General features: G+C 40.2%; 25 protein-coding genes and 1 pseudogene. 12 read left to right on the top strand and 14 right to left on the bottom strand.

The annotated features are described in order from the left end of the window. Positions 1-11: 11 nt before the first annotated feature. A complete protein-coding gene (locus P5G49_RS15190; RefSeq protein ID WP_301245144.1) occupies positions 12-827 on the bottom strand; it encodes a ZIP family metal transporter in 816 nt (271 codons plus the stop codon). 264 nt (positions 828-1091) lie between these two features. Here P5G49_RS15190 and P5G49_RS15185 point away from each other — a divergent pair, with 264 nt between their 5' ends. Together P5G49_RS15185 and P5G49_RS15180 are read left to right on the top strand one after the other, a co-directional pair. Further along, entirely contained in the window at positions 1092-1733 is a 642-nt protein-coding gene (locus P5G49_RS15185) for a hypothetical protein (RefSeq protein ID WP_301245142.1), read from the top strand. A 265-nt stretch (positions 1734-1998) separates the two neighbouring features. Beyond that, positions 1999-2898, top strand: coding sequence for a TIGR01777 family oxidoreductase (locus tag P5G49_RS15180; protein ID WP_301245141.1), 900 nt, complete (start codon positions 1999-2001; stop codon positions 2896-2898). Positions 2899-3094: 196 nt separating this feature from the next. On the opposite strand, the gene P5G49_RS15175 is transcribed toward P5G49_RS15180, so the two are convergent. Continuing rightward, positions 3095-4351, bottom strand: coding sequence for a GNAT family N-acetyltransferase (locus P5G49_RS15175; protein WP_301245140.1), 1257 nt, complete (start codon positions 4349-4351; stop codon positions 3095-3097). A 276-nt stretch (positions 4352-4627) separates the two neighbouring features. Continuing rightward, a complete protein-coding gene (locus tag P5G49_RS15170) occupies positions 4628-5926 on the bottom strand; it encodes an NCS2 family permease (RefSeq protein ID WP_301245138.1) in 1299 nt (432 codons plus the stop codon). A gap of 179 nt (positions 5927-6105) precedes the next feature. Between P5G49_RS15170 and P5G49_RS15165 the strand changes: the two genes are divergently transcribed. From P5G49_RS15165 to P5G49_RS15155, 3 genes are all read left to right on the top strand, one after another. Then, the gene (locus P5G49_RS15165) at positions 6106-6870 is read left to right on the top strand and encodes an NRDE family protein (protein ID WP_301245136.1); all 765 of its coding nucleotides are present in this window, start codon (positions 6106-6108) and stop codon (positions 6868-6870) included. A 134-nt stretch (positions 6871-7004) separates the two neighbouring features. Beyond that, complete coding sequence (locus tag P5G49_RS15160) at positions 7005-7991, top strand: tRNA dihydrouridine synthase (RefSeq protein ID WP_301245134.1); 987 nt, start codon at positions 7005-7007, stop codon at positions 7989-7991. Between the two features lie 93 nt (positions 7992-8084). Next, positions 8085-9476: a phospholipase D-like domain-containing protein gene (locus P5G49_RS15155; protein ID WP_301245132.1), complete on the top strand. Its 1392-nt coding sequence runs from the start codon at positions 8085-8087 to the stop codon at positions 9474-9476. A gap of 87 nt (positions 9477-9563) precedes the next feature. On the opposite strand, the gene P5G49_RS15150 is transcribed toward P5G49_RS15155, so the two are convergent. The 10 genes and pseudogenes from P5G49_RS15150 to P5G49_RS15100 form a co-directional block, all read right to left on the bottom strand. After that, a complete protein-coding gene (locus P5G49_RS15150) occupies positions 9564-9716 on the bottom strand; it encodes a hypothetical protein (protein WP_301245129.1) in 153 nt (50 codons plus the stop codon). A 378-nt stretch (positions 9717-10094) separates the two neighbouring features. Continuing rightward, complete coding sequence (locus P5G49_RS15145; protein WP_301245127.1) at positions 10095-10739, bottom strand: DedA family protein; 645 nt, start codon at positions 10737-10739, stop codon at positions 10095-10097. A gap of 108 nt (positions 10740-10847) precedes the next feature. Further along, entirely contained in the window at positions 10848-10994 is a 147-nt protein-coding gene (locus P5G49_RS15140; protein WP_301245125.1) for a colicin immunity domain-containing protein, read from the bottom strand. Positions 10995-11058: 64 nt separating this feature from the next. Then, a complete protein-coding gene (locus P5G49_RS15135; RefSeq protein ID WP_301245123.1) occupies positions 11059-11379 on the bottom strand; it encodes a hypothetical protein in 321 nt (106 codons plus the stop codon). A gap of 154 nt (positions 11380-11533) precedes the next feature. Beyond that, positions 11534-12322: a DUF3888 domain-containing protein gene (locus P5G49_RS15130; protein ID WP_301245121.1), complete on the bottom strand. Its 789-nt coding sequence runs from the start codon at positions 12320-12322 to the stop codon at positions 11534-11536. A gap of 123 nt (positions 12323-12445) precedes the next feature. Further along, positions 12446-13183 (bottom strand): annotated as a pseudogene (locus P5G49_RS17525) (alpha/beta hydrolase family protein). Positions 13184-13489: 306 nt separating this feature from the next. Beyond that, positions 13490-14158: a Type 1 glutamine amidotransferase-like domain-containing protein gene (locus P5G49_RS15115; RefSeq protein ID WP_301245117.1), complete on the bottom strand. Its 669-nt coding sequence runs from the start codon at positions 14156-14158 to the stop codon at positions 13490-13492. A gap of 339 nt (positions 14159-14497) precedes the next feature. Continuing rightward, a complete protein-coding gene (locus P5G49_RS15110; protein ID WP_301245116.1) occupies positions 14498-14947 on the bottom strand; it encodes a DinB family protein in 450 nt (149 codons plus the stop codon). A gap of 223 nt (positions 14948-15170) precedes the next feature. Next, entirely contained in the window at positions 15171-16442 is a 1272-nt protein-coding gene (locus P5G49_RS15105; protein WP_301245114.1) for an OFA family MFS transporter, read from the bottom strand. Between the two features lie 339 nt (positions 16443-16781). Next, a complete protein-coding gene (locus tag P5G49_RS15100) occupies positions 16782-17837 on the bottom strand; it encodes a PQQ-dependent sugar dehydrogenase (RefSeq protein WP_301245187.1) in 1056 nt (351 codons plus the stop codon). A gap of 234 nt (positions 17838-18071) precedes the next feature. Here P5G49_RS15100 and P5G49_RS15095 point away from each other — a divergent pair, with 234 nt between their 5' ends. The 6 genes from P5G49_RS15095 to P5G49_RS15070 all read left to right on the top strand — a co-directional run bounded on the left by P5G49_RS15095 (position 18072) and on the right by P5G49_RS15070 (position 22949). Beyond that, positions 18072-19106: an NAD-dependent epimerase/dehydratase family protein gene (locus P5G49_RS15095; protein ID WP_301245112.1), complete on the top strand. Its 1035-nt coding sequence runs from the start codon at positions 18072-18074 to the stop codon at positions 19104-19106. Positions 19107-19242: 136 nt separating this feature from the next. Further along, positions 19243-19992, top strand: coding sequence for a class I SAM-dependent methyltransferase (locus tag P5G49_RS15090; RefSeq protein WP_301245111.1), 750 nt, complete (start codon positions 19243-19245; stop codon positions 19990-19992). 170 nt (positions 19993-20162) lie between these two features. Continuing rightward, entirely contained in the window at positions 20163-20678 is a 516-nt protein-coding gene (locus P5G49_RS15085) for an RNA polymerase sigma factor (protein WP_301245109.1), read from the top strand. Next, the gene (gene lepB, locus P5G49_RS15080; protein ID WP_301245107.1) at positions 20659-21807 is read left to right on the top strand and encodes a signal peptidase I; all 1149 of its coding nucleotides are present in this window, start codon (positions 20659-20661) and stop codon (positions 21805-21807) included. Before P5G49_RS15085 ends, lepB begins: the two co-directional genes overlap by 20 nt. An 82-nt stretch (positions 21808-21889) precedes the next feature. After that, positions 21890-22471 carry a hypothetical protein gene (locus tag P5G49_RS15075; protein ID WP_301245105.1) on the top strand — a complete coding sequence of 194 codons (582 nt, stop codon included), beginning with the start codon at positions 21890-21892 and terminating at the stop codon, positions 22469-22471. 211 nt (positions 22472-22682) lie between these two features. Beyond that, a complete protein-coding gene (locus tag P5G49_RS15070) occupies positions 22683-22949 on the top strand; it encodes a YqhV family protein (protein ID WP_435877226.1) in 267 nt (88 codons plus the stop codon). A 72-nt stretch (positions 22950-23021) separates the two neighbouring features. Here the strand turns inward: P5G49_RS15070 and P5G49_RS15065 are convergent, their stop codons facing one another. Then, a complete protein-coding gene (locus P5G49_RS15065) occupies positions 23022-24173 on the bottom strand; it encodes a metallophosphoesterase (RefSeq protein WP_301245104.1) in 1152 nt (383 codons plus the stop codon). 139 nt (positions 24174-24312) lie between these two features. On the opposite strand from P5G49_RS15065, the gene P5G49_RS15060 reads away from it, so the two are divergent. Then, positions 24313-25626, top strand: a complete 1314-nt coding sequence (locus P5G49_RS15060; protein WP_301245103.1) for a transglutaminase domain-containing protein — start codon at positions 24313-24315, stop codon at positions 25624-25626. Positions 25627-25862 lie beyond the last annotated feature (236 nt).

Here is a 25862-nt window from a genome sequence, read left to right as displayed (position 1 = left end):
GCCTTTATTTTTCACCCAAAAGCTACATCTAAAATCATCATTACTGCGAAACCAATCATTAAGCAAAGTGAAGCAAGGTCTTTGTTCCCGTTTTCCTGAGAGCCTGGAATAACCTCTTCCACAACAACAAAAATCATCGCCCCTGCCGCAAAACTTAGTGCAAATGGAAGTAGCGGTTGCATCGTTGTAACTGCAAGAACACCTATTACAGCCGAAAAAGGCTCAACCGCACCTGACAACTGTCCATAGAAAAAGCTTTTTCTGCGGGACATCCCATCTCTGCGCAGCGGCATCGAAACTGCTGTTCCTTCTGGTAAGTTTTGAATTCCAATTCCGACAGCCAATGCGATTGCCGCAGCAATTGTTGCGGTTGGCATTCCGGCCGCAACTGCCCCGAAGGCAACTCCGATTGCAAGCCCTTCTGGTATATTGTGAAGAGTTATCGCAAAGACAAGTAGTGTACTGCGTCGCTTGCTAGCGGGATTTATCCCTTCCGCATCTTTCATGGAAGAGCCTGGGTGCAAGTGAGGAATGACTTTATCCGCGAGCCATAGAAAAAGGCCGCCCAATAAAAAACCTATGGCTGCTGGAAACCAAGACGGAAATGGTCCATCTTCTGCCATATCAATCGCAGGCGAAAGCAATGACCAAAAACTTGCGGCAATCATGACGCCACCCGCAAAGCCTAACATCCCGTCCATCAACTTTTGATTGACTTTTTTCGTTGTAAACACCAGGGCTGCTCCGATAGCTGTCATCCCCCAGGTGAATAAGGTGGCAATTAATGCCTGTTGGATTGGGCTAAGCCCTATAAAATAATCTATCATCATGATTCTCCTTATTTCTACAAGGTTCTATATATTATTGCTATTATATGTGCGATGTTTCCCTTGTGCAATATTTTAAATCAAAAAATAGAATGTTGTTTTGGTATGAATGGGAAGTTTTTTGGCGGAAACGAGAACTCACTACGCTTCGCGACCCGTTTTAGAAAATTATTACCGCGTTAAATATTATTTCTCCAAAACGTTCCATGGTATGATTAAGTAATGAACGTTTCATAGAGAATGATCTTTAAGGAGTGAAGCATTTTGGATAAAAAAGAGAGACAACTCTTTGATTACTATTACAATAAATTTGCAGAAAGACGCTTTGACGAAAAGGACGTCTTGAGCTTTTTATTATTTGTAAAAAATGATCTACAAGATAATAAAGTGATCAAAGAACTCGGGGATTTTATTGTACATAGGGAAAATAATTCAGGTTATGTGAAAGAATTTTTCGTGGATTGCAAAGAAGTCATTAACAATTTAGGCAAAGGGAAACCTAAAAAAATTGAAACGATGTTCTCCTTTAAAGAGATTCGAAACGGTTTCAATAATTTATTCATCGAACAAGGTTTGGAAAAGCTATCCCACGATGTCATTAATGACTTCATTTTATGCATTATTTCATTGTTGCAAAACGTTAAATTGGTATCTGGAAACTTACAGAAAGAAGTAGGCCACTTAAGTTTTGCGGCATCCAGCAAGGAATTGTTTTTAATGGGCAATATGAAAGTATTGCATAAAGGACGTTTCATACCAGTGACGTTTCCTGTTTTGTCGGTGAAAAACATTTACGAGAAAGTCAAACCGCAAGATGAGAAAGACACACCATATCTATTCGATGACCAAATTATTGAAGTCATCAACAGTGATGGAGAAATGATGATCACTTTTCCTACATTGTAGGAGATGATTCTTGATGAATCAAAGCGTGGCAAGAGGTGTAGAAATGGACGTACGCCCCTGTGTAGGTACCTTTACAAAAGAGGCAATCATGACTGACATGATTGCCTCCTTTTTATGTTTATTATTACTTTAGGCATCTATCCTAACATGTATATTTTCCGTGGAATATGAGGGAAATCTCTATATTTATAGGGGGTCCGGCATGCATTCATGGTAGACTGAATATACAAAATAAAAGTGAGTTTGCTATATGGGAGGTGAAACGTTGAAAATCGTTATTGCGGGTGGCACTGGTTTTATTGGAAATAAATTAATAGACCTATTCCTGCAGAAAGGTAATGAAGTGGTTGTTCTAACGAGGAAAGTTAGGCCCTCCTCAAACAATTTGTCATATGTAGTTTGGCTCGAAGAAAACGCGAGTCCCGAAAAGGAAATCGGGAATGCCGATGTCGTCATTAACTTGGCTGGTGTTTCGATAAATGACGGAAGATGGACGGAGAAACACCAAAAGCAAATCTATGACAGCAGAATGGTAGCAACGGATGAACTGCTTAGGATCATTTCCGAAATGCCTAAGAAACCTTCCGTATTTATTAATGCCAGTGCAATTGGCATTTATCCTGTATCTCTCAATGATGTGTATACGGAAGATTCGACTAACATGACGGATGACTTTTTAGGCAGGACGGTTCATGACTGGGAGAAAAAGGCGAAACGTGTAGAGGAGTTCGGGACACGCACGGTCTTCATGAGATTCGGGGTCGTGTTAGGAAATGACGGCGGTGCACTGCCTCTTATGGTATTGCCATATAAACTATTTGCTGGTGGGACGGTTGGATCGGGTAAACAGTGGGTCTCATGGATTCATGTCGTTGATGTGATTCGCGCGATTTTGTTCGCTGTAGAAAATGAGCGTTTGCATGGCCCCGTTAACGCCACAGCCCCCTCGCCTTTAAGAATGAAAGATTTCGGCAAGACGATTGGCAGCGTATTAGGCCGTCCACATTGGATTCCCGCACCATCAATCGCTATGAAATTGGCCTTGGGACAAAAGAGCAAACTGGTCCTTGAAGGTCAAAAAGTATTGCCCAAGGTGTTACTGGAAAATGGATTTGACTTTGAATTCCCAAAGTTGGATTCAGCTTTGAGGGATTTATTGACGTAAAAATTCGGGATGAAGCATTCACTCAAGTGGTGGATACTTCATCCCTTTTTCGATAGGTGTAACTTTTTCATCGTTAAATTCATTACTTTGAGAAACAACTAATTTAATCGAGCGTTTCATAAATTTGTTATGGCGATAGTCGTAGCGAAAACCCGGAATACGAGATGTTCATGGCTTCCCCCACATTTTTTCATTTTCAAAACGAAGTTAAACATACCGGCTTTGTGGGAGGCATAAACCACCGATCCAACTGTTTTGCCGGCCAATTATTCACTTCCACTTTTCCATATTGGACTAGCTTCTCCATGCTGACACAGCCCATCCACCAAGAACTCAGGTCTGAAATCGTAATGCTCAAGTCAACTTCCTCCGCGGGATTGAATGATTTTTCTATACTCCAACAATTTTCGCCGAATGTTAACTTGTAACTACCGTTTTGCTCCGGGATAAAAGAATCGCGAACAAACAAAGAAATCGTGACAGGGGTTTCAGGTCGATCCAATGAATTAAAATTAGTTTGTTGTACAAATGATTCGATTGAGCTAATTCTGTACATGATCCCCGTGCCAACCGTTCCGATTTCATGATACACACTCGGGATCAACCTAATGCTATCGTTTCGAGGATCATCAAATTGATAGATAAGTGATTCATCATGCATCCGAACGTATACACGATCTACTTGATCCTGTTGTGAGTGGATCCACGTACACAAATCAATGAAAGCACTCGGCTTCGTCCATACCCATTCAAGAATATTCATATGATGATGAAGAAAATGACTATCTTGTAAAGGTTGCAAAGCATAAGCAAGTGCACCAATTAACTCATTTCCCTCATAAACTCCGGCATAATACGAATGCTTTTTCTTAATTAACGTTCGTTCATGCCAAGTCCGCTCAATCATGCCATGATGCATCGATACAAAATTATTGTAAACGGCAACAATCTCTTCCTCATTTGCCGGGGACAACATGACTACTTTTTTTCGATCACCACTGTTTGGAAAACTTGCAGGCTTCAACTTATATTGGTAGCGTGTCGGTCCATAACCGTATCCCATCTTTTGATAAAAAGAAGTATTAAAAGGGTATAGCGATACAATCCCGACACCTTCTTGTCTAGCAAGCTCATGAAAATGCTGCAGCAACTGTTTCGCTACTCCTTCTTTTTTATGGAAAAAGTGAACCGCTACCGTGCCAATTCCCCAAATACGAACAATCTTTCCATTTACATTCCCTTTTAAATCATGAAGTTTATACACACCTACCAACTCATTTTGTTCTTTAAATAACCCGTAGTACTTCAAGTTATTTTCAGATTCAATTTCAAGAGTCAGTCTCTCAATAAACCCTTTCTTATCTTCCTCATCCGATATTTGCATACCCGGATAAGCCATCGCTATCAAAGAAGCCGCTTGTTCCAAATCACTTTTCGTTACTAAACGAATCATATACATCCCCCCTACCAAAATTATAAATCTTAGAATTATGGGAGTAAACCAGCAATTGTAAAGGTGCCTGTGCACGACACACTTATGACAATTCAACATGGCGTATGAATATACACAAGATAAACATTGAAACCCCTTCGCATTAACCTTTCCATTTATTTTTTATTCATATCCTGTGAATTTTCTCGATTGTGTGCTGCACAGGCACCTACACAAAGATCCCTACTAAAAAAGAGCAACACCCCATTGATTTGGGAGTTGCTCTCTTTGGTAAGATTAGTGAGGTAGGAATGCCAATTGATAAAAGAATAATACCGCAAACACATAGACAAGAGGATGGACGACACGCCATTTCCCTGTAACGACTTTCAAGATCGGATACGAAATGAACCCTAATGCAATCCCTGTTGCGATGCTTGACGTGAGCGGCATGCTTAAGATAATGAGAAAAGCAGGAAACGCTTCGTCAATTTCATCCCATTTGATCTTCGCAATAGCTCCCATCATTAAACTTCCGACGATTATCAATGCGGGTGCTGTAATTGAGGATAAACCTGAAACCGCACTAACAAGCGGTCCGAAAAAAGCAGCAATGATAAATAGAATGGCGACGGTCACCGTAGTGAGTCCTGTTCTTCCCCCTGCTGCTACACCTGCCGATGATTCGATATATGCACTTGTCGGAGTAGTTCCGAACATCGAGCCGGCCGTTGCTGCCACAGAGTCTGCAAGTAGTGCTTGGCGTGCACGGGGCATTTTATTGCCCTTCATTAACCCAGCTTGCTGCGCAACGCCGATCATTGTACCTGTCGTATCAAAGATCGTCACCATCAGGAATGAAAAGACGACCGGGAACAGCATGTGCTGCCAGACATCCGCGAAGGCTGTGAACGGATTGGAAATGATGAGTCCTTCCGGTAGCGATGGCATTTGGACGAAACCTTGGTCAAATGATAAATGTCCAGTGAAGAAAGCGACGATAGCCGTAACAATCATGCCAAGGAACAATGCCCCGTGCACTCTCATCGCCATCAAAATAAGCGTAACTGTAAGTCCTAATAAGGCAAAAAGCACAGTTGGTGAGTGAAGATCCCCAAGGGCTACAAGATTCGATGGATGGGAAACGATCATGCCAGCCTGTCTCATCCCGATAAAGGCGATAAACAAACCAATGCCCGCCGTAATCCCGTGCTTCAAGTTATCAGGAATTGCTTCAATTAATACCTTTCGGAAAGAGGTCAAAGACAAAATAACAAAAATAAGACCTGCAACAAATACAGCCGCGAAAGCTGTTTCATACGTTATGCCATTTGTTCCGACAACTGAATAGGCGAAATATGCATTCATGCCCATTCCCGGTGCAATCGCTATCGGATAGTTTGCTGCGAGTGCCATCCACAATGTCCCGATGACCGTCGCAATAATCGTCGCGGTAAACACCTGATCGAAAGGCACTCCCGCGTCTTTTAAGATGATTGGATTGACAATCACTATATAGACCATCGTAAAAAAGGTCGTAAAGCCTGCAAGGACTTCTGTTTTTACTGTTGTACTGTTTTCTTGTAACTTAAACAAAGAGAAACGCCTCCAAAGACGAACATTATTTAATCCATTTCATATATTATTCGTTTTTCGGAGGTTTTGCAAGTGATTTTATGAAATGTTTTAGAATAAATACTGATCGTCTACATAGCGACTTCTTTTCATGTCGACTTGGAAATTGTATACTTTCGGTAAGGAGATGTGATGTTGTCATGTGTTTGATTAATTTTCATTATCAGGAACATCCTATCTATAAATTAATCGTAGCAGCGAACCGGGATGAATTTTATCAGCGCCCGACTGCCCCTGCGCATTTTTGGGAGGATAAGCCTCATTTGTTGGCGGGAAGGGATCTTTCTCAACATGGTACATGGCTTGGCATTACTAAAAACGGGCGATTTGCTGCATTGACCAATTTCCGGGACCATTCTGAACAAAAAAAAGACTTTCGTTCGCGCGGCGAAATCGTGACAGGCTATCTTGATTCGACTGCTTCACCTGATGAATTCCTGAAATACCTGCAACAGAAACGCCTTGAATATGCCGGTTTCAATGTGATTGTCGGCACAGCAGATGAGCTGTTCTACTACTCGAATATTGAAAATGAAGTGAAAAAGATTTCCCCAGGGACACATGGTCTATGCAATCATTTTCTTAATACGCCGTGGCCAAAAGTCGTCAAGGGGAAAATGGGTGTCCAAGAAATCGTCGAACAAAACCGTGTTATCCAGACAGACGAACTGTTCGATGTGCTGCAGGATGCCGAACCGTTCCCGGACGAGCAACTTCCCGATACCGGAGTCGGTGCTCAATTGGAACGCGCGCTTTCTTCACTTTTCATCAAATCGGAGGGCTATGGAACACGCTCATCGACAGTGCTTCTCATCGACATGGAGAATAACGTCACTTTCGTGGAACGGATTTATCGGGATGGAGAGTTTCAAGAGGACCGTACATTCACTTTTAAGATAAAGTGAATGTACGGTTTTTTAGAGTTTTTACATACTATCGGAAATCCGAAAAATGTATTTGTGCATGTAACCAAAAAAAATGATACTATTTGATGAGTGCAATTAACTACTTTTTATAAGTTGCAACAGGAGGATACAAAATGAGTAATGAAGATAATTTCTGGCTTGAATTACCGAAGCCGTTTTTCATATTAGCACCAATGGAAGATGTCACAGACGTAGTTTTCCGTCACGTCATAAGTGAAGCAGGACGACCGGATGTTTTTTTCACGGAATTTACGAATACGGAAAGCTATTGCCATCCTAATGGAAGAGAAAGTGTCCGTGGCCGCTTGATGTTCACTGAGGATGAACAGCCGATTGTCGCGCATATCTGGGGCGATAAACCTGAGTATTTTAAAGAGATGAGCATTGACATGAAAAAATTAGGTTTCCGTGGCATCGATCTCAATATGGGATGCCCGGTGCAAAACGTGGCAGCGAACGGAAAAGGTGCGGGATTGATACGGCGCCCTGAAGTTGCAGCTGAAATCATTCAAGCCGCAAAAACCGGCGGATTGCCAGTCAGTGTAAAAACAAGATTAGGCTATATTGAAATCGACGAGTGGCGCGATTGGTTACGACATGTTTTGGAACAAGATATTGCAAACCTGTCCATTCACCTTCGCACAAGAAAAGAAATGAGCAAAGTGGATGCACACTGGGAACTGATTCCTGAAATTAAAAAGTTAAGAGATGAAGTTGCTCCTAACACATTGTTAACAATTAACGGCGATATCCCTGACCGCGCAACAGGACTGAAGTTAGTCGAACAATACGGTGTCGATGGCGTAATGATCGGACGAGGAGTTTTCACAAATCCATTTGCTTTCGAGAAAGAGCCGAGAGAACATAGTGTGAAAGAGTATCTTGAATTACTACTATTGCAATTGGATCTGCACGATAAATATTCGACAGAAGAAGAACCGCGTCCATTCAAACCACTACTTCGCTTTTTCAAGATCTATATCCGCGGGTTTAGAGGTGCCGCTGAATTGAGAAACGATTTGATGAATACGAAGACGACCGATGAGGTTCGGCGCATGGTGAAGGAAGTTATGGAGAACGAATTAGACTTAGGTCAATAAAATACGTAAAAGAGGTGGAAAAATGATTTCATTTTTCCGCCTTTTTATTTACATAATTCTGATAAACTAATACTATCAGGAGGAATGAATAAAATGCCAAACAATTTAAATAGCAGTTTTCCGAATGTGCCATCACCTAAAAGAGCATCATACCCTGTCCGCTCGGGCAATGCCCTTCTGCCGCTTGTTGATGGGGAACCCGCATTTCGCCGTATTTGTGAAGCTATCGAACAAGCTGAGCACAGCGTTTGGGTAACGATTACTTTTATGTGGGCATCCTGCCAAATGCCAGACGGAAGGGGCACCCCACTTGATGTCCTCAATCGCGCAGCAGCAAGAGGATTGGATGTCAAAATTATTTTTTGGCGGCCCGACACGGAAACGGAGTCGCTGAAAACAAATGCATTCTGGGGTGCGCCTGAACATTTTACAAAGTTAATAGAAAGCAATTCAACTGTCAGTATTCGTTGGGACCGTGCACAGCCGGGATATTGCCAACATCAGAAAAGTTGGTTGATCGATGCTGGAAAACCGACAGAGACAGCTTTTTTAGGCGGCATCAATCTCAATCCCCATTCAGTTGTCCAACCCGGCCATCGGGGCAAAGGTCAAAACCATGATGTATACATAGAACTTAAAGGCCCTTCTGCCGTCGATGTCCACCATAATTTCGTCCAGCGTTGGAATGAGGCAAGCGAGCGATACCTGTCCGATGGATTGTGGGGCCAAGGCAGCAAATACGATCTTCCCTTCCCGACTGCTATACCCGAGATTGCAGGCGACGCTTTCGTACAAATTCAAAGGACTGTCCATAGCGGCAGGTACATAAATGGCCAAGCAGCTCCACAGGCTAATCCATTTGATATTCAATCCGGCGAACAGTCGAATTTCGATCAATATTGTGGGGCGATTAAAGCTGCACGTCACTCCATCTATTTAGAGCATCAGCATATTGACGTCCCTGAAATTGTCTCTAACTTGCGCGATGCTTTGCTGCGTGGTGTCGAAGTCGTTGCGGTAGTTCCAGCCGAGGGAGCAATGACTACAGAATTTGCCGACCTAACTGCTTTCAACAATTTCACATTGGCCGGAATTGCTGGAATGAGTGATGATGGCAAGAGAAACCCCGTGTGGATTCATTCCAAACTAATGATTGTCGATGGCGAATGGGGTACGGTCGGGTCTTGCAACCTCCATCGTTATTCCCTTTTCGGTAACTGCGAAATGAATGCTGCCTTTTGGGATAAGGGGACCGCACGGACATTTCTATCTGAACTGTTCCGCGAGCATATTGATCATGATATATCCGATTTAGATCATCTCGCGGCACTACAACTATTCAGGGAAACAGCACGTGATAATCGTTTACGTTTTGAAAAAGGCGATCTGCACTGGAAAGGAATTGCCTATGAACTCCAACCGATGATTTTAGATGAATCCGGAAATAATAAACCGGTTTTCAAGGATAAGATGGTGTTTTCATAAAGTTAGTCCTGCATCTTCGGGCTACAAAAAACGGCCCGCTCATCTTTTTTTGATGGGCGGAGCCGGATTTTTTATTTCAGTAGACATTCAAAGTGATTGTCTATTATTTTTACCATCTAAAACCATGACAGCGGTTATTTTCTCTTCTGCATCTACATCTAAATTCATTGTCGCGTCTGAAGTTATCGTTGCGCCTGAAGTCATCGTCACGTCTGAAGTTATCATTAATGCCAAAGACATTATTATTTCGTCCGAAGTCATCGTTAATGCCAAAGACATTATTATTTCGTCTGAAGTCATCATTAATACCAAAGACATTATCTCGTCTATTGTCCCGATCAGACCTTACCTCACGGCACCTACAAATCAAATCTTCTTGACGTCGTCTTCTATTACAATTAAAACACATATGTTTTCACCCCACTCTTCGCATAATAAGCTGGCCAGCTCTTACTTTAATATATGGATGAATAAATTTATGGAATGGACAAACAATGGGGTTGAACAATCTTTCCTAATAGAACGGGCCGTTTTACACCTTATACGAATAAATAAAAAGGAGCCAATCATGAACGATCATGTTTGACTCCCTTTTATTTTAAAATATCGGCAAAGCTGTCATCTTTTCTTGGTTCTTCCTCGCAATAACCCTATAATTGCCGGAAGCACAGATAGGAAGATAATTCCTAAGAGGACGGTTGAAAAGTTGTCTTTTACAATTGGGATATTACCAAAATAATAGCCTAAAACCGTACAAATACCTACCCATAATAATGCACCTACAACATTATAGATTAAAAAATAACGGTAGTTCATCCGGCTTGCCCCTGCAACAAAAGGAATGAAAGTTCGAATGAACGGCATAAAACGAGCGATCACGATTGTTTTTCCGCCATGCTTATTAAAGAATGCCTCAGCTTTCGCCATTTTATCTTTATTAATCAATTTCCCCAAAAAACTATTGGAAGAGATGACTGTCCCAAATTTACTACCAATATGGTAATTCACAGTATCACCAAGTACCGCTGCTGTAAAAAAGATAATGAATAGGAAAACAAGGTCAAACGCCCCATACGCTGCAAGTGCACCACTTGCAAACAATAGAGAATCGCCTGGTAAGAAAGGGAAAATCACAATTCCCGTTTCCACAAATACGATTAAAAATAGGATGCCATATGACCATCCGCCAAAGTTTTTAATGATTTCAACGAGATGTTCATCAATATGAAGGATGAAATCAATAATAGTCTGTATTAATATCAAGTGCGTACCCGCCTTCATGTTTTCTCATTAACGTATAGGAAATGGAGTCAATTTCTTTTCACCTATTTATAGTACCACAAACTACATAAGGGAATTTCAATAATCTATTTAATTTAACCATTGATCACTTACTTCTTTTCTTGGTTGTTGTTCGGAAATTTCAAAGGCAGTTTCTTGTCCAGGAAGGCATTCGTGCCAATAACAATCAACTGATTCAAAAACTCCATTTAAGATTTCGAATAGCGTGTTACCCATTCTAACGAGATTCCTTTTCCAAGTAAACTGCCGCGTTAGTTGAATAAGCCTTATGAGTTAACATTCATTCTTTCTCAACAACTACAAAGATAAAATATAAGAGAATTAACGCGATAGAAATGCCAAGATACAATTCGAATTTCGATAAAAACATTTCATTTGTCCAACCGACTTTCGGTAATAAAAATGCAGCTAAAAAATTGGAAATGCCTATCCCATCGTTAGCTTCAGGAATTAAACTAACTGTATAGTTTTGACCCAAAGCAACACTTGAAAGAATTGCTAAAGCTATCATTGGTAATACAGCTTGCGACATTTTCATCTTTTTCTTTGAAATGAAAACCCCCGCTATAATTCCATATAACGCTACAATAACGAAAATCATATTTTCCCCCTTATCCTATCCCCACTGAACGATCTTCAAGTAAAGCACCTACAGAAAATTACTCTCACATTTTTTTAACTTGAGCCATTTTAAACAACAACTCCAAGTTCCCTATTATATTATTAAAAAAGCCTAACTGAATTAATCAGTTGGCTTAATTTTTTTCCCATACATACCATGGTAATTTATAATCCATTTTCTTACCTTGTTTACTATTTTCATCTGTTACTATCCATTTACCGTCTTTCTTTTGTACTTGATAATTTACATTTGTACCATCAGACTTTTTAAAGAGCATATAACCTGTATTGCCTTTTATAAAGGTTACAGGGTCGATAACATTTTTGTAGGGTACTTTTCTCTCAGGAAGCAAAATGTTGGTTACTATTTCTTCTGCAATATTAAAAAGAGATTTAAATTCATTATTTATTTCTGGTTGGTATTGCAATTGATTGTATGTGTAAGAAGAGTAAGACTCTAAATTCAAATTAAAAGACTGTTTTATATCTGAAAGTGTTGCTTTATAAAATTCATTTATATCCTTTTCTAATTTATCTCCCTCATGTTTAAAGCTAATGGTTTTAATCCCAAATGGACTTATATTAAAAGTCATTGTTTCCTTCCCATAAGGAGGGTCATGTGCATGTTCAAATGTTGTGACTTGGACTTCTGTGTTAAAATCAAAACTTCCCTCATGCTCTCTTGTAATACTCAAGATCTTAGCATCATATAAACCATATTGTTTGGGATATCCATAGTAATTAATTATTTCCTTTTGTATGGATGGGTCAAGGGTTGTAATCAACGTATCATATATAAGTTTATAATTAGGTTGCTCACTTTGGGCATCAAGATTTCCTGAAATTTTTTCCGCAACCACTTGATGGTTATTAATATGGATACTAAGAAGGACAAAAGATAATATTGTCAGGATTTTCTTCATCGAATACTCCTTTAATATAGATTTAATTAATGAGTATTCTCCCCTGAAGTCTTTAAATCATTCTTCAACTTAACTGCAGAGTTAGTTCAATAACAACATTGAGCCGTCTTAGTAAAGCACAGTTTAAGAACAAGAACTTACTTTTAAAGTTTCTAGTGAATCGGTCACTGATTTCCATGCCGATGATGACGGATCAATAACCATAAAATGTTCTACGTCTAACAGTACCACCAAACGAACTTTATCGCCCTGTTCAATAGCCCTACGATGATACTCAATACTCAAATGAACTGGAACATGACGATCTAATTCACCATGAATTACTATTTGTTCGACATTCAAAGGTAACAATTCTATCGGTGAAGCTAAACTATATCGTTCAGAAACTTCTTGAGGTGTTCCACCAATAAATGAAGCTACTGGACTACTCATCCCTTTTTCATCATGGATTTCCCACATCTTCCTCAAATCCAAAACCCCTGCCAAACTTATTACACTCCATATAGGTATAAGAAGAGTATTACCGATCCCGTCCGTTTGAACTTTGTTATACCGAGATGCCAACCAAAGAGCCAAGTGTCACCCTGCTGAATGCCCAAGGATAACCACCCGGGAGAGGTCGAGCTGAAAGCGTTCCTCAAGTTGAGTGAGGTGATTTACAGCATCAATAACATCACTAAATGTTCCTGACCAACCTCCACCATCTTCTCCGACTCGACGGTATTCAATATTCCAAGTAGCATAACCACGACGAGTCAAATCTTCATCAAGTGGTGTATTTTCCTCAAGATCGTATTTTGATTGCCAAAAACCACCATGAATTGTAACAACTACCGGACTGAGTCCAGTGAGATTTGGCATTCGCAATACACCAAATTGGGACGGGTGATCACCATATGGTATATGAAAAACTTCTGTCAATATAAAAACCCCTTTCTAACAACACACCTGTTTAATTCAACAAGAAGAACCACTTCTCCTCTTTATTGAACTATCCTACTGTGTTAATAAAAATAGTCCAAATGACTATACTTCTATTAAGTTGGCAATATTACTGGAGTATGAAAAAAAACGATTCTTCTATATTGAAGAATCGCGCCATTAAGTTTCTATTTATTTCAAACTACTTTCCATGAGGTTATACCAATAAACCGGCGTATAGTATGATTAAGGTGTAAACAGTTTCCAATGCCCTTCGGATACAACTTCTACCTCTCCTTCGATTACTTTGATTGCGGTTTGATCGTCAATCGCATACGCTGGTCCCTGCATCTTGGATGCCCATCTCTCTGCGGCAGCCATAGTGTTTCCCGGCAGCATCTCGTGATTTAGGTGCGGAAAGATTGAAAAATCAACCAGCCCTAGTGTTTCATCACCACCGCCTAATGGAGTCCAGCCAACGAAGTACTCCCCTATGTTAGGTGTCATCACCATGCTCCCAGCACTCATTCCCACATAGACTGAGTTCAGTGACGGTAAAAGGTCTGCCAGCCCGGATTGACGCATCCAGTGACACAGGTAAAGGGCGTCGCCGCCTGACACTAACAGTACATCTATCTCCTGAACCAGTGGTATCCAGCGGTTTTCGTCGATGCTTGGAAGCGCTGTGAGCTCCAACACGCCGACGGATTTCCAACCGAGGTCGACCATGGGACTTTCTTCTTTACCACTGATGAACTGCCAGGCTTTGACGCCAGGGCCAACCCATGGGTGTCCATACATCGCAGTAGGGATGCACAGGGCGTTTGAGTCAGCAATCGGCTTGCCCAGCATGTCAATTAGCTCGTCGTGTATGCTTTTGTTTTTGATGCCTCCAGAAGTAAGCAGAAATTTCATAACTTCACTCCTTGCCTTTGTTTGGTACTGTCAAGTTTGTTCTTACTTCTTGGATAGTAACCCTTTTCAGCTACCAGAGGTCTCTGTAGATAGTATGTGTGTTTACTCTTCTTTTCATAGCCTTATATATATATTTCTGTAGATTCTACATTATTTTAAATTAAAATTCAAATTATTTCTATGACAGACGTAGAATTATTTACTTCATTTTTACAACAGCTTACACTTCTTCAACTAACCTGCCTCGTTAGTTCAAAAAGAAAAAAGAGTTGCCTAAACAACTCATGTTCCTCAACTAAAGCACCCGATTATACAATAAGAATTAAAACAAATAGCAATCTACGTATTTAACTTCCCATTTATTTGTTGCAAATGGTGTTTATCATGGTCTAAAAAGATTTTTATAAAACTTTTACCTGAGAACTGTCGTTTGCCTTTTCCAATTGTAAATCTAACATCTTCTTCTATTTTTGAAATACTATCGATAAGTTCCTTTCGTGTTTCTATGAAAGCATCTACAATAGATTCTACTGTGCGATCTCTTAGATATGATAAAGCTTCCTGATTATGTTGATCATGGTTTGGAAACTGTGGCAAGTTTACTCCATTAGCCATAATCGGAACCATTTTTTCAAGGTTATACTTATCCCAATAATATAAATGCCCTACAATCTCCCGAATTGACCACTTACCTTTACTAATTGGGTCATTTAACTTAGATTCATGTACATCTTTTAATTTCTTAATGGCATCAATTGTTTCTTCAAATTCCTTTAATATTTTATTCATATTGCTCCCTCCTTTTTTTCAACTAAACTGCCAAGTTAATTATTTAACATATTTCACAATCTTTTATTTATTTTAACATAGATTTCTCATCTATAAAAAGCACCTTCATGTTGATACAGCAACAAAAACAGGGACACCAATTCATTTGCGAATTGTGTCCCCGTTTTTTATTGTTTTCTCCCCACCTATCGAACCCTTTAGGGGGTATCCCATTTTTTAATGTTTATTTTATGGCGGCCATTTCTTCTTTTCGATTTAGTGCCTCGCTTTCCAAGACAACTATTCCTGGTTTAACTACGAATATACTAATTAACGTTGCAATCGCGAAGAGCCCCATAATGACATATAACAACATGTCGAAGGATTGAGTTTTATCAAGAATAAATGCACTTAACTGATTGCCTGTCAGACCTGCAACCGCCCAGGCTGATAATGTCAAACCATGTACAGTGGAGATAGTGTTGATACCAAAACGGTCGGATAACAGCGGCGGTAAAGATGAAAAGCCTCCACCGTAACCGGCATTTATGATACAAAGCATTGCAATAACAAGGATTGCGATGGAATTATTAAGACCGTCAAACACAATTGTTAATAAAAACGCCGAAATAGTTGAAATGAAAATAACCTTGTAGACGGAGTTTCGATCCTTTAACCGGTCACCTAATGAAGAGAAAAAAATTCGCCCACCAGCATTGAAGACAGCTGTTAAGGAACTGACCAAACCAATCGCTCCAAATCCGATGAATGCCAAAATACTTTTTTCCTGTGAAATCAATGCTAATCCGCATGTAATATTAATATAAAACATTAGCCATATACCGATAAATGTTTTATTCTTTAAGACTGTTAGATAACTAAAGTTTTGTGTCTGGACACTTTCTTCCTCATGTCCTGCGGGTTTCTTAAGAAGGATGTGTCCTATAACCATCATCACGATATAGATCCCAGCCAAAATATAAAACATTGTATAAACGTTTGAAGCATTTATCAAGTGCCCATCATTGTTTCTTTCACCTAAGAGCTTTTCCATCAATGGACTCGCAATTACTTTCGCTAAGCCAAAACCTGCCACAGCAAGGCCTGTCGCTAACCCTTTTTGCTTGTCAAACCAAAGCATCAATGTCTTAACCGGTGTTAAATAACCAATTCCAAGCCCAATTCCCATAACAACCCCATACGAAATATAAATGCCGATCAACGATTTTTGGTAAATAAAGAACCCTGTTCCTGCCATCCCGGCAACAAAAAATAGTGCCGCAAGCAGAGACGACTTATGTATGTCTTTTTCAACAAACTTCCCACCAAAAGCTGCTGACATTCCAAGAACAAAAATAGCGATACTAAACGCCCATTCCACTTCTCCAACGCTACTCCCGATGTAAGCCGCGATATCTCCCTTGAACAATGACCAACAGTAAACCGTTCCAATACTACAGTGAATTAATAATGCAGGAAATACAGCACGCATCCACTTATTATTAAACTTTTCCATACTTAAATCTCCACTTCCCTTTCCGTCAAAGATTTTAGCAACGAACATTTATTAGTGATAAATAAATATAGTTCGTCTTTGGATTGTCTATTCGTGTTTTCAAGCATGACTTTTATGCTTATTTGCATTCATTCACGAATAATAAAACCAATTATACATTAACTTTGAACATATACAAGGAGATTTTTGTCGGTACCTGTGCATGAAACATTCATGATAATTCAACCAATTTGCATGAATATACATTTCTGTTAACAAAAGAGTTTTAAAATGAATATTTCACTTTAATATTTATGCAATTGTATTGTATTAACTGAATTGTTCCATGCACAGGTACCTTTACAATAGCGGGATGCGGTATAATTTATCGTCATTGTTTTGTGGGTTTCCTCGTCCGTCTGAATTATTACTAATAAAATAGAGATAGTTTTCTACGACCAATACATCTCGAATTCTTCCAAAACCGGTTATAACTTTATCGTATTCTCCTGTTTCAAGGTTGAATTCTAAAACAGCAGTTCCTCTCAATGCGGCAACGTACAATTTCCCATTATAGTTATCCATTCCGGATGGGGCCCAAGTTAAGTCTTTTCCAGAAGTAAATAGAGGTGTGACCATACCTTCTTTTTTCTCAGTACCTTGGATGATCGGCCATCCGTAATTTTCCCCGGCCTCTATTTTGTTTATTTCATCGTTTGCACTGCTTCCATGTTCACTGGCGTATAGTGTTCCATCAGGCGACCAAGTAATTCCTTGGGGATTGCGGTGGCCATAGCTATAGACGTATGAATTCGGAAACGGGTTATCATCAGGAATCGACCCGTCAAGATTCATTCTCAAAATCTTACCGCCCAATGAATTCAAGTCTTGCGCGATAGACGCTTCAGACGCATCACCTGTTGTTGCGTAAAGTTTCCCATCAGGCCCAATTTTAAGCCTGCCTCCGTGGTGGTAGGAACCACTTGGGATTTTATCAATAAGTACACTTTCTTCCCTCCAAACATCACCAGCTAAAGAGAGTGTAATAATTCGATTAAACTGTCCGGAACCGTCTACATACGTATAATAAGCATAAGCAATGTTGGATTCCTGGAAGTCGGGAGCAAGCACAAATCCTAATAGTCCGGCTTCTGCAGCCGTTGCAAGATTTTTCTGCAGTTCCACCTTTTGCCTCTCCACCCCATTTTCAATTTTCACGATGGAACCAGTTCTTTCCGTTAGATAGAATGTTTCCTTGTTTTTTTCAATCGACCAAGGAATGGCAAGGTATTCCGCAACCACTTCTATTTTATGGTTTTCTTGTTGATTAATATAAACTACTTCCTGCTTGTTATCTGAAGAACATCCAGCTAAGAAGAGTACAACCATGAAATAGACACCAACAATTCTTCTCATCTGATGAACACCTCGAAATATCGTCGACTTGCCACTTTTACAGAAGTCGATATACTCGTTCATATCCATTTTAATAAACCACCACTTTTCAATGTCATTACCTCTATAGTTCCCCGATCGTTTTATCAATAGTCTACGTATTTTAAGATTTACCTTGGAATATACGTTGGAAGGGTTTTATCCATAGGGACGCGAAATTATAATAGGCAGTTATGATAATCAAGGGGGATTCGTATGAAGGTGCTTATTTTAGGAGGTACTCGTTTTTTGGGTAGAGCGTTGGTGGATGAGGCGTTGAAAAGAGGGCATGAGGTCACAATGTTTAATCGTGGGACCAATACTGAGGTGTTCCCTGATGTGGAGCAGCTGATCGGTGACCGGAATGGCGATGTGTCGCAACTTGAAAACCGTAAATGGGATGTGGTTATGGATACATGCGGGATGACTCCGCGTCAAATCAAGAAAATTGCAGATGTACTTGGGGATAACGTCGAGCATCTGACTTATATTTCAAGCATCTCGGTTTATCCAGATTGGATTCCGCTCAATATTGCAGAGGATTATCATGTACATTCCATCCCGCCTGCAGAAGTTCTGAATAACATTGGGGAGGGGACCATATCCCCTTATGAATATTACGGTGGAATGAAAGTAGCTTGTGAAGTGGAAGCCGAGAGTCATTGGCCTAAGCGGGTTTTGAATGTACGGGCCGGGTTACTTGTCGGGTCGTTTGATTATACGGACCGTCTTCCCTACTGGGTTCAGCGTGTGGCACAAGGAGGAACTGTGTTAGTCCCTGGCCGTCCGGATCGGCCTGTGCAATTCATCGACGTAAAAGACCTAACGGCATGGGTGTTCAATATGGCTGAAGACAGGAAAGCGGGGACTTTCAATGTAACCGGCCCTGATTATGAATTAACGATGGAAGAGTTTTTGAATACGTGCAAAGCTGTCACAGGAAGTGATGCTGAATTTGTTTGGGCGGATGAACAATTCATGTTAGAGCAAAAGGTGCAGCCATGGACGGAAATGCCGTTATGGATTCCCGAGCAATTCGCGTTAGGGGGAGCATCGGAGCCGTGGAAAGGCAGTTCATTCATCAGTATAGAGAAAGCCGTCACAGATGGACTGTCCTTCCGACCACTTGAAGATACATTATCGGATATTTATCAAGACGTGCAAGCAAGAGAAGCTGCGGATTGGAAAGCGGGAATCTCACGGGAACGGGAAAAAGAGCTGCTTGAGGAATGGCTTCTTGCAAACGGATAGACGAAAAAATTCTAAATAGTCAGTTGCAATCCCCTCCCCCCCTGTGTACAATTGTGGCGAGAGGAGCGATCGTACATGGGCACAAGGAATTTAAAGCACCACCTGTAATGAAATAAAAATTACAGGAGGAATTTACATGACGACAAACCAATGGGTTATTCCCTTTTACAAAAAACAATTTGAATGGTTACGAGATATAGAAGATGAAATGGCAGTCTATTTGCAAAAAGATGCTGACACGATTGAAGAGCAAATCGGTGTCAAATTCGAAACGATGCTTGATATCGGAGCAGGTGTCGGCAGTATCGCGCGGACTTTAGACGCCCGTGGCATTTCCATGACGACGCTGGAATTAGTTCCTGAATTGGTCGAAGCGGCAAGACTTCGTTCTTCGAAAACAATCGACATACATTTAGGCGACTTCTACACATACGAGTTTTCGAAGCAATTCGACGTGGTGAGCTATTTTGATGGCTTCGGAGTTGGAACCGACGACGACCAACTCAAACTTCTTGAACGTATGAAAAATTGGGTGAATGATGATGGTTCACTACTCATTGATATTTACAACCCGAATTACTGGCGCAACATTGCAGCCGGTAAAGAAATGAAAATCGATGATGCGGAAAGAATCTATTCATTCGACGAAGCGGGCTGCCGAATGGTGGACAGCTGGTGGCACAGCGAGAACCCCGACGAAATTGTTACGCAATCGCTGCGTTGTTATACAGTCGATGAAATAAGCACTATGTGCAAGAATGCTGGATTAACAATCACCGGTATCTTTCCGGGCGGAGCAATGGATTTCGTCACTTGGGCGTACATGGAAACTGCGACGTTGTCCACTTGCCTTTCTTATCGGATTAAATTAAAAAAGACCACTTAATAGTGATAAACAGCCATTTGGAAGAATTCTATCCAATGGCTGTTTTCGTGTTTTATACATAGAAGGGTTTCGCTACCTAAAATAACCTTTTGATTGATTGAGAAAAAAAAAACGTTACCGATTCCAATACATTGTGTCTAAGTAGTAGTAGATAAAGAGAGGTGAGCAATTTGTCCGGTGAAACTTGGTTTAATGAATATGTCGACGCCGTCTACAGCTATATCCTGATGCTTGTGAAGGATTCTCATACCGCTGAAGACCTGACACAGGAAACATTTGTGAAAGTGATTGCGAATGAGCACCAGTTCAAGGGGAACTCCTCCGTAAAAACATGGATTTTTCGGATTGCGTACACAACGACGATGAACCACTTTAGAAAGAAGCATCCTCTGATTCATTATTTCGATCTAAATGCACTCAGATCACAAGAGCATAATGCCTCCGCAGAGGAAGTTGCACTTCTTAATTCACAGCAAAAGCAAGTTTACGAGGCACTCAGCCAGCTGAAAAAAAGCTACCAGCAAGTGATCATTTTGCGGAATATCCAAGGTTTCTCCACAAAAGAAACGGCATCCATCCTTAATTGGTCGGAAGGAAAAGTGAAGATGTGTCTATCCAGGGCGTTACAAGCATTCAAAAACGAATTGGAGAAAGGTGGTTTTTCGATTGAAACATTTATCAGATGAGAAAATCGTAAGTGAATTGGAACAGCTTGGCGAAGTGTTTCGACCTTCTTCCATGCAAAAAGAAAAAATGCGCCGGCAAATTTCCATGCAGACACGTCCCAATAAATCGTTTCGCATTCGTAAATTGCTTCCGACTTTCCTTTCAGTAATCGTTTTATTTTCGGTCGGATTTGGTTTGTATAGTAACCTTAGTGAAACCGGTACGAACAATGTAACTGCTTCTTGGGATGGCATGGTAGTGGAACAAATTAGTCTAACGAGTCCCACACACTACCTCCTAACGTTTAGCGGGACTACTTTGACTATAAAAGATATATTTACTGGGTTCGGCCCTGATCCAGAAATAACAAAGGAAAAAGTATTACGAGGATACAATATTAAGGAACCTTTTTTAACCCCTGGGATGTACGAAAATTACTCAATTACACAGAATGGAGATACGTATACACTTAAGGTCGATGGTGAGACGGGGTTCACTTATAATTTCGAGAAAATTGGACCAAGAATCCTTGTAGGTGAAGACGGAGTAGAGTTTTCGACAAGGACGACCTATCTCGACTCACTGGATGTAATTACTGATGATGTAACGCCTGAACGATTAGATATCGCACCACAGACTGAACACACATTTTTGATTGAGTGGGGTTCTGATGCAATGGATAGAGGAAAACATGATTTCGAAACCCACGAACATGGAAAGCTTGTCGTTTCAACCGATTTCAATAAGCTCCAGCGCGGCCAGCCTGTTTACTATCATATGCCACCTTTCGAAATCACAAAAAATCCGGCTATCCCTGAAATGTATATCGGAAGAGTTGTCGGGTTACCAGGTGAAACTGTAGAAATAAAAGGCGGTCAAGTGTATATTGACGGGAAAAAGCTCGATACGTTTTACGGAAAAGCAACAGTGCGGGGCATGGGTGAAGAAGAATATTTTAAGACAGCTCCTAAAAGAAACATTTCACAGGCCTGGAGGGATTATTTCAATATGGATGTGGCACCTGTCATCGTGAAGGAAAATACGGTATACCTCTTAGTCGATCATTGGTGGCGCGGCACGGACAGCCGGGATTTCGGTCCATTACCGATTGAGAAAATCGAGGGCATCATCCTTGGGTATGAAAAGTGAGGGTACCTTAACACTCTTTTGAAACCTTATACCAGTTCATTCGTATTCCCTATGAACTTATGCGAATGGGAGGTTGAGGTTATTGGGAAGAAAATCATTACAAATAAATAATGACAAGAAGGAAAAACGGCTAAAATTAATCTATTTCTTTGTGATTGTCGGCGCTATTATGGCGTTATTGGGATCTACTCTAATTATTTCGAAACGGAGTGTAAGTGATCTCTACAAATCTTTTGTTCTCGACTTTATCGGCACAACCCTTTTATATGCCGCAGCTTTGACGCTATGCTCTTTTTTCCTGTATGCCATCTTTGTGGTCGTCGTTCTAAACCCTATGGATATCAAACGATCATCGGTCATCAAATTTGCATTCGGCGGGATATTCACCTTAATAATCACTGTACTTATCCTGAGTTTCAGTGTCAATGAAGCTAATAAATCGATAGATGATATGAAGAGTTATTCCAATCAAGAATGGCAAGTCAAAGATCTATTAGTCACTGATGTATATAGGGGAAGGCGGCCGTCAAGGCTTGTTCTGATTGACACAACCGAAGGCGAAATGATCCTACACCGGGAAAAACTTAAGATCTACAGGGGACAGCATTACCGTTTTACTTACTTGGATAAAACAAAAACGATCATCAAAGTGGAAGAATTGTAAAGGTACCTGTGCAGGAAACATTCATGTTTATTCAACCAATTTGCATGAACATACAATAGATACTTGAAAATCGCAATTTAACAATCTTTCAGTTTAATATTTATGCAATTGTAGTGAATTAATTGAATAGTTCGTTGCACAGGTACCTTAATAATGAATCCGGGCCGACTTACATATAGTAGAAAAAGTCTTGTGGAAAAGGGGCACGTGATTGATTGAAAGAGCATTGTTAATGATTATCGTATTGCGGATTTTTTCTGGTAGTGTGGACATTACCGCCGCCATGTTGATGTACAAGTTCAACGATCTGGAAAAAGCTTTTTACATCAACACGCTTTTGGCTCTTGTCGGACCTTGTGTATTGATAATCACTACAGGGATTGCATTATTCGGTCTAGCTGAAAAGGTTTCTCTCACGCGAATGATTTGTCTCTTTGCTGGAATCACGCTGATTTTAATTAGCTTGAAATCAAATTAACTTTTATATAAGAAAAACAAACCCCAATTGTTAAATATGTCTAACATTTGGGGTTTGTTCTATTAAGATAAGTTAGTTGTGTATATGAATACTTACAATTTCATTATTACTTCCGACTCGCATTGGCATGCCCCAGGTCCCCACACCCGATGTTACGATGACTTGGGGACTGTTTGCGTCTTTTTGGTAATGTCCATAGTCCACTTCAAAAATTGCATTTGTTATTAGGTTGCCCGGAAAGATTTGCCCCCTGTGTGTATGTCCAGAAAGTATGAGATCAATATTTTCGTCATATAGCTCAAGTTTGGAAGGAGTATGATCCATAACGATAATCGGCAGATTTATATCATCTATCGAAGTTAAAATATCCGTTATATCTTTTCGTTGTAATCCTCCGAAACCTCCTATTGGCGATGGATCCAACCGCCCTATCAATATAAACTTGTCATCAATGATCACATGTTCATCATTAAGAAGTGTTATATTGCTTTTCTCAAGAAAGCGAACCATCTCATCGAAGGTGCCTCCCCCATCATGATTTCCTAAACTGGCATAGACGCCATATTTCGTCTTAATATTTTTCAGTAAATCAATTGCTTTTTCGGGATTTCGAATTGCTTTATAATCGTCGTTAAATAGATCTCCAGCTATAGTTACGATATCGGGTTCAAGATTATTTATTTCTTCCACAATGCTTTCAATGCGCTTTTCGGAATTAACAGCGCCTAAATGCAAATCACTTATAAGGATCATCTTAATGTCCTCTGATAAATGATTTCCTTTCATTTGAACATCGTAGGAAACATGTTTAATCTGGTTTGCATTGTAAATACCATAGCCAACGAAGCTTGTACTTAGCAAAAGTACTCCGAGGCCCGCATAAAAATGGATACTTCTTGGCATGGGATGTGGAATTATTTTCATCAGTCTGCCGATTAATAAAATCAAGTTAGCCATGAAAATAAAGAGTAACAGATAGGCAAAAACCCCCATCCAGTATGCGGCTATCCAACTTATTACATTTTCGATGACGGAAGGAAGTGGTAAGAAACCAAGTATCATTGAAAAAGCAATGAATATGTATATACCAACATACAGTTTAGGGTTCATATACGGGAAAATCAGTTTAAGCCATTTAAATATCCTTCTTGCGATATAATAATTCGCACTTCCATAGATAGAGATAATAATTATAAAAGCGAAAATCACACCAATTTTAGTCATTGCAGCACTCTCCTTCCGCACATCATTTTTCACCCATTTTAACAATAATTTCTTTATTCTACCATTATTCTTACTTTCCCACCTTGCAACATATATAATTGAACTATACAAAAAAACAATGTCTAAGAGGAGGAAAGTCATGTCAATAAAGAAAATGTATCCACTCTTAGGATTGTTAATGTTGGTCGCCTGCTCTAATGATCCACCAACCAACGCAGGGCAAGAGACGGAAGAGAACAATCACCAAAGCTCTTACGAGGAAACCGAAAAAAGGAACATCTTTACATATACTCACGAAGGTCAGGAAGCTAAGTTGACAATCCTTTCACCGACAAGTAGTTTGATAAACGGGAATCAATCGGTCACACTTAACGGAAAAGTCGATCCTTCTAAAATTAAGCATAACAAGATTTTGATAGAGCTTAAAAAGGACGGATACGTTTGGAAGGATGTTCTTCCTGTTGTAAACGGCGAATTTAGGTATGACATCCCTTTATTTTTCGGGAAAGGAATCCATGAATTGGTTGTCTATGTTCCGGATAAGGAGTATGACGATTATTTTCAAGTCGGAACTTCCCTTCAAATCGACACTGACTCCGATTACTGGAGTGACATCCATTATAGCCCGGCTTATGATTCGCGTGGTATCCATCTTGAATATCCTGCGAATGGTGGCGATGAAACCAACTTAACCTATCGCATTGCAGGGTCGATAAATCAGGATGCGTCATTAGCAAAAGAGACAACTCATCTATTAGTGACGACTAGTAAAAATGACGATTATGCTGAATATATAACTACGGTTGATGACAATAAATTCGATGAAGAATTCTATTTACGTTTCGGACCTGGAAAATACTTTGTGACTGTTAGCGTCCCTGTCACCGAGGAAACGAATCGTAGAATACCCGTTTATTCTCAAGTTGCACAGTTTTTAGTGGATAATGTTGCTGCAGAAGATCAACGTGATTTATTGCCATCAAGAGGGGTCCAATCCGATGCACCTGAGATCATTACCCTAACAAATCAATTAATAGAAGATACAATGTCAGATCGTGAAAAAGCAAAAGTGGTTTATGAATATGTAGCAAAAACAGTTTCTTATAATACTGGAAAACTCTACTTTATCGGCAATCAATGGGATGACAGTGCCTTGAAGACGTTACAATTCAAAACCGGGATTTGCGTGGACTATGCTTATCTTGCTATTGCCCTACTTCGTGCAGCCGACATGGAAGCAAGGTATGTCGGCGGAACTGCGGGGTTCGGAGAGGATCGCGCAGGACACGCGTGGGTGGAAGTAAAAGTGGATGGTCAATGGTTAACAATGGACCCAACATGGGGTTCGGGTTACATCGACTACGGCCGCTTCGAGCCTGAGTATACGGAAGATTATTTCGACCCTACCGATGAGTTATTCAGGAGTCATGAAAGAGAAGGTGTGGTTTATTAGGTACCTGTGCACGAAACATTCATGTTTATTCAAACAATTCGCATGAATATACACCGATAATTTTCGATTGCAGGCTAACAATCTTTCGATTTTATATTTATACAATTGTAGTGAATTAATAGAATTGTTTGTTGCACAGGCACCTTAACATTGCGGAGTGTCTGTGAAACGGGATATAATAGTAATTGTCGGCAATTTCATATAAACAGTTCAAATTTATTAGAAATAGCCGATAT

The organism is Sporosarcina highlanderae, assembly GCF_030433715.1.
GTDB classification, from domain to species: domain Bacteria; phylum Bacillota; class Bacilli; order Bacillales_A; family Planococcaceae; genus Sporosarcina; species Sporosarcina highlanderae.
Note: the sequence above shows the minus strand (reverse complement) of the source record. Positions and strands in the feature narration are given on the sequence as shown.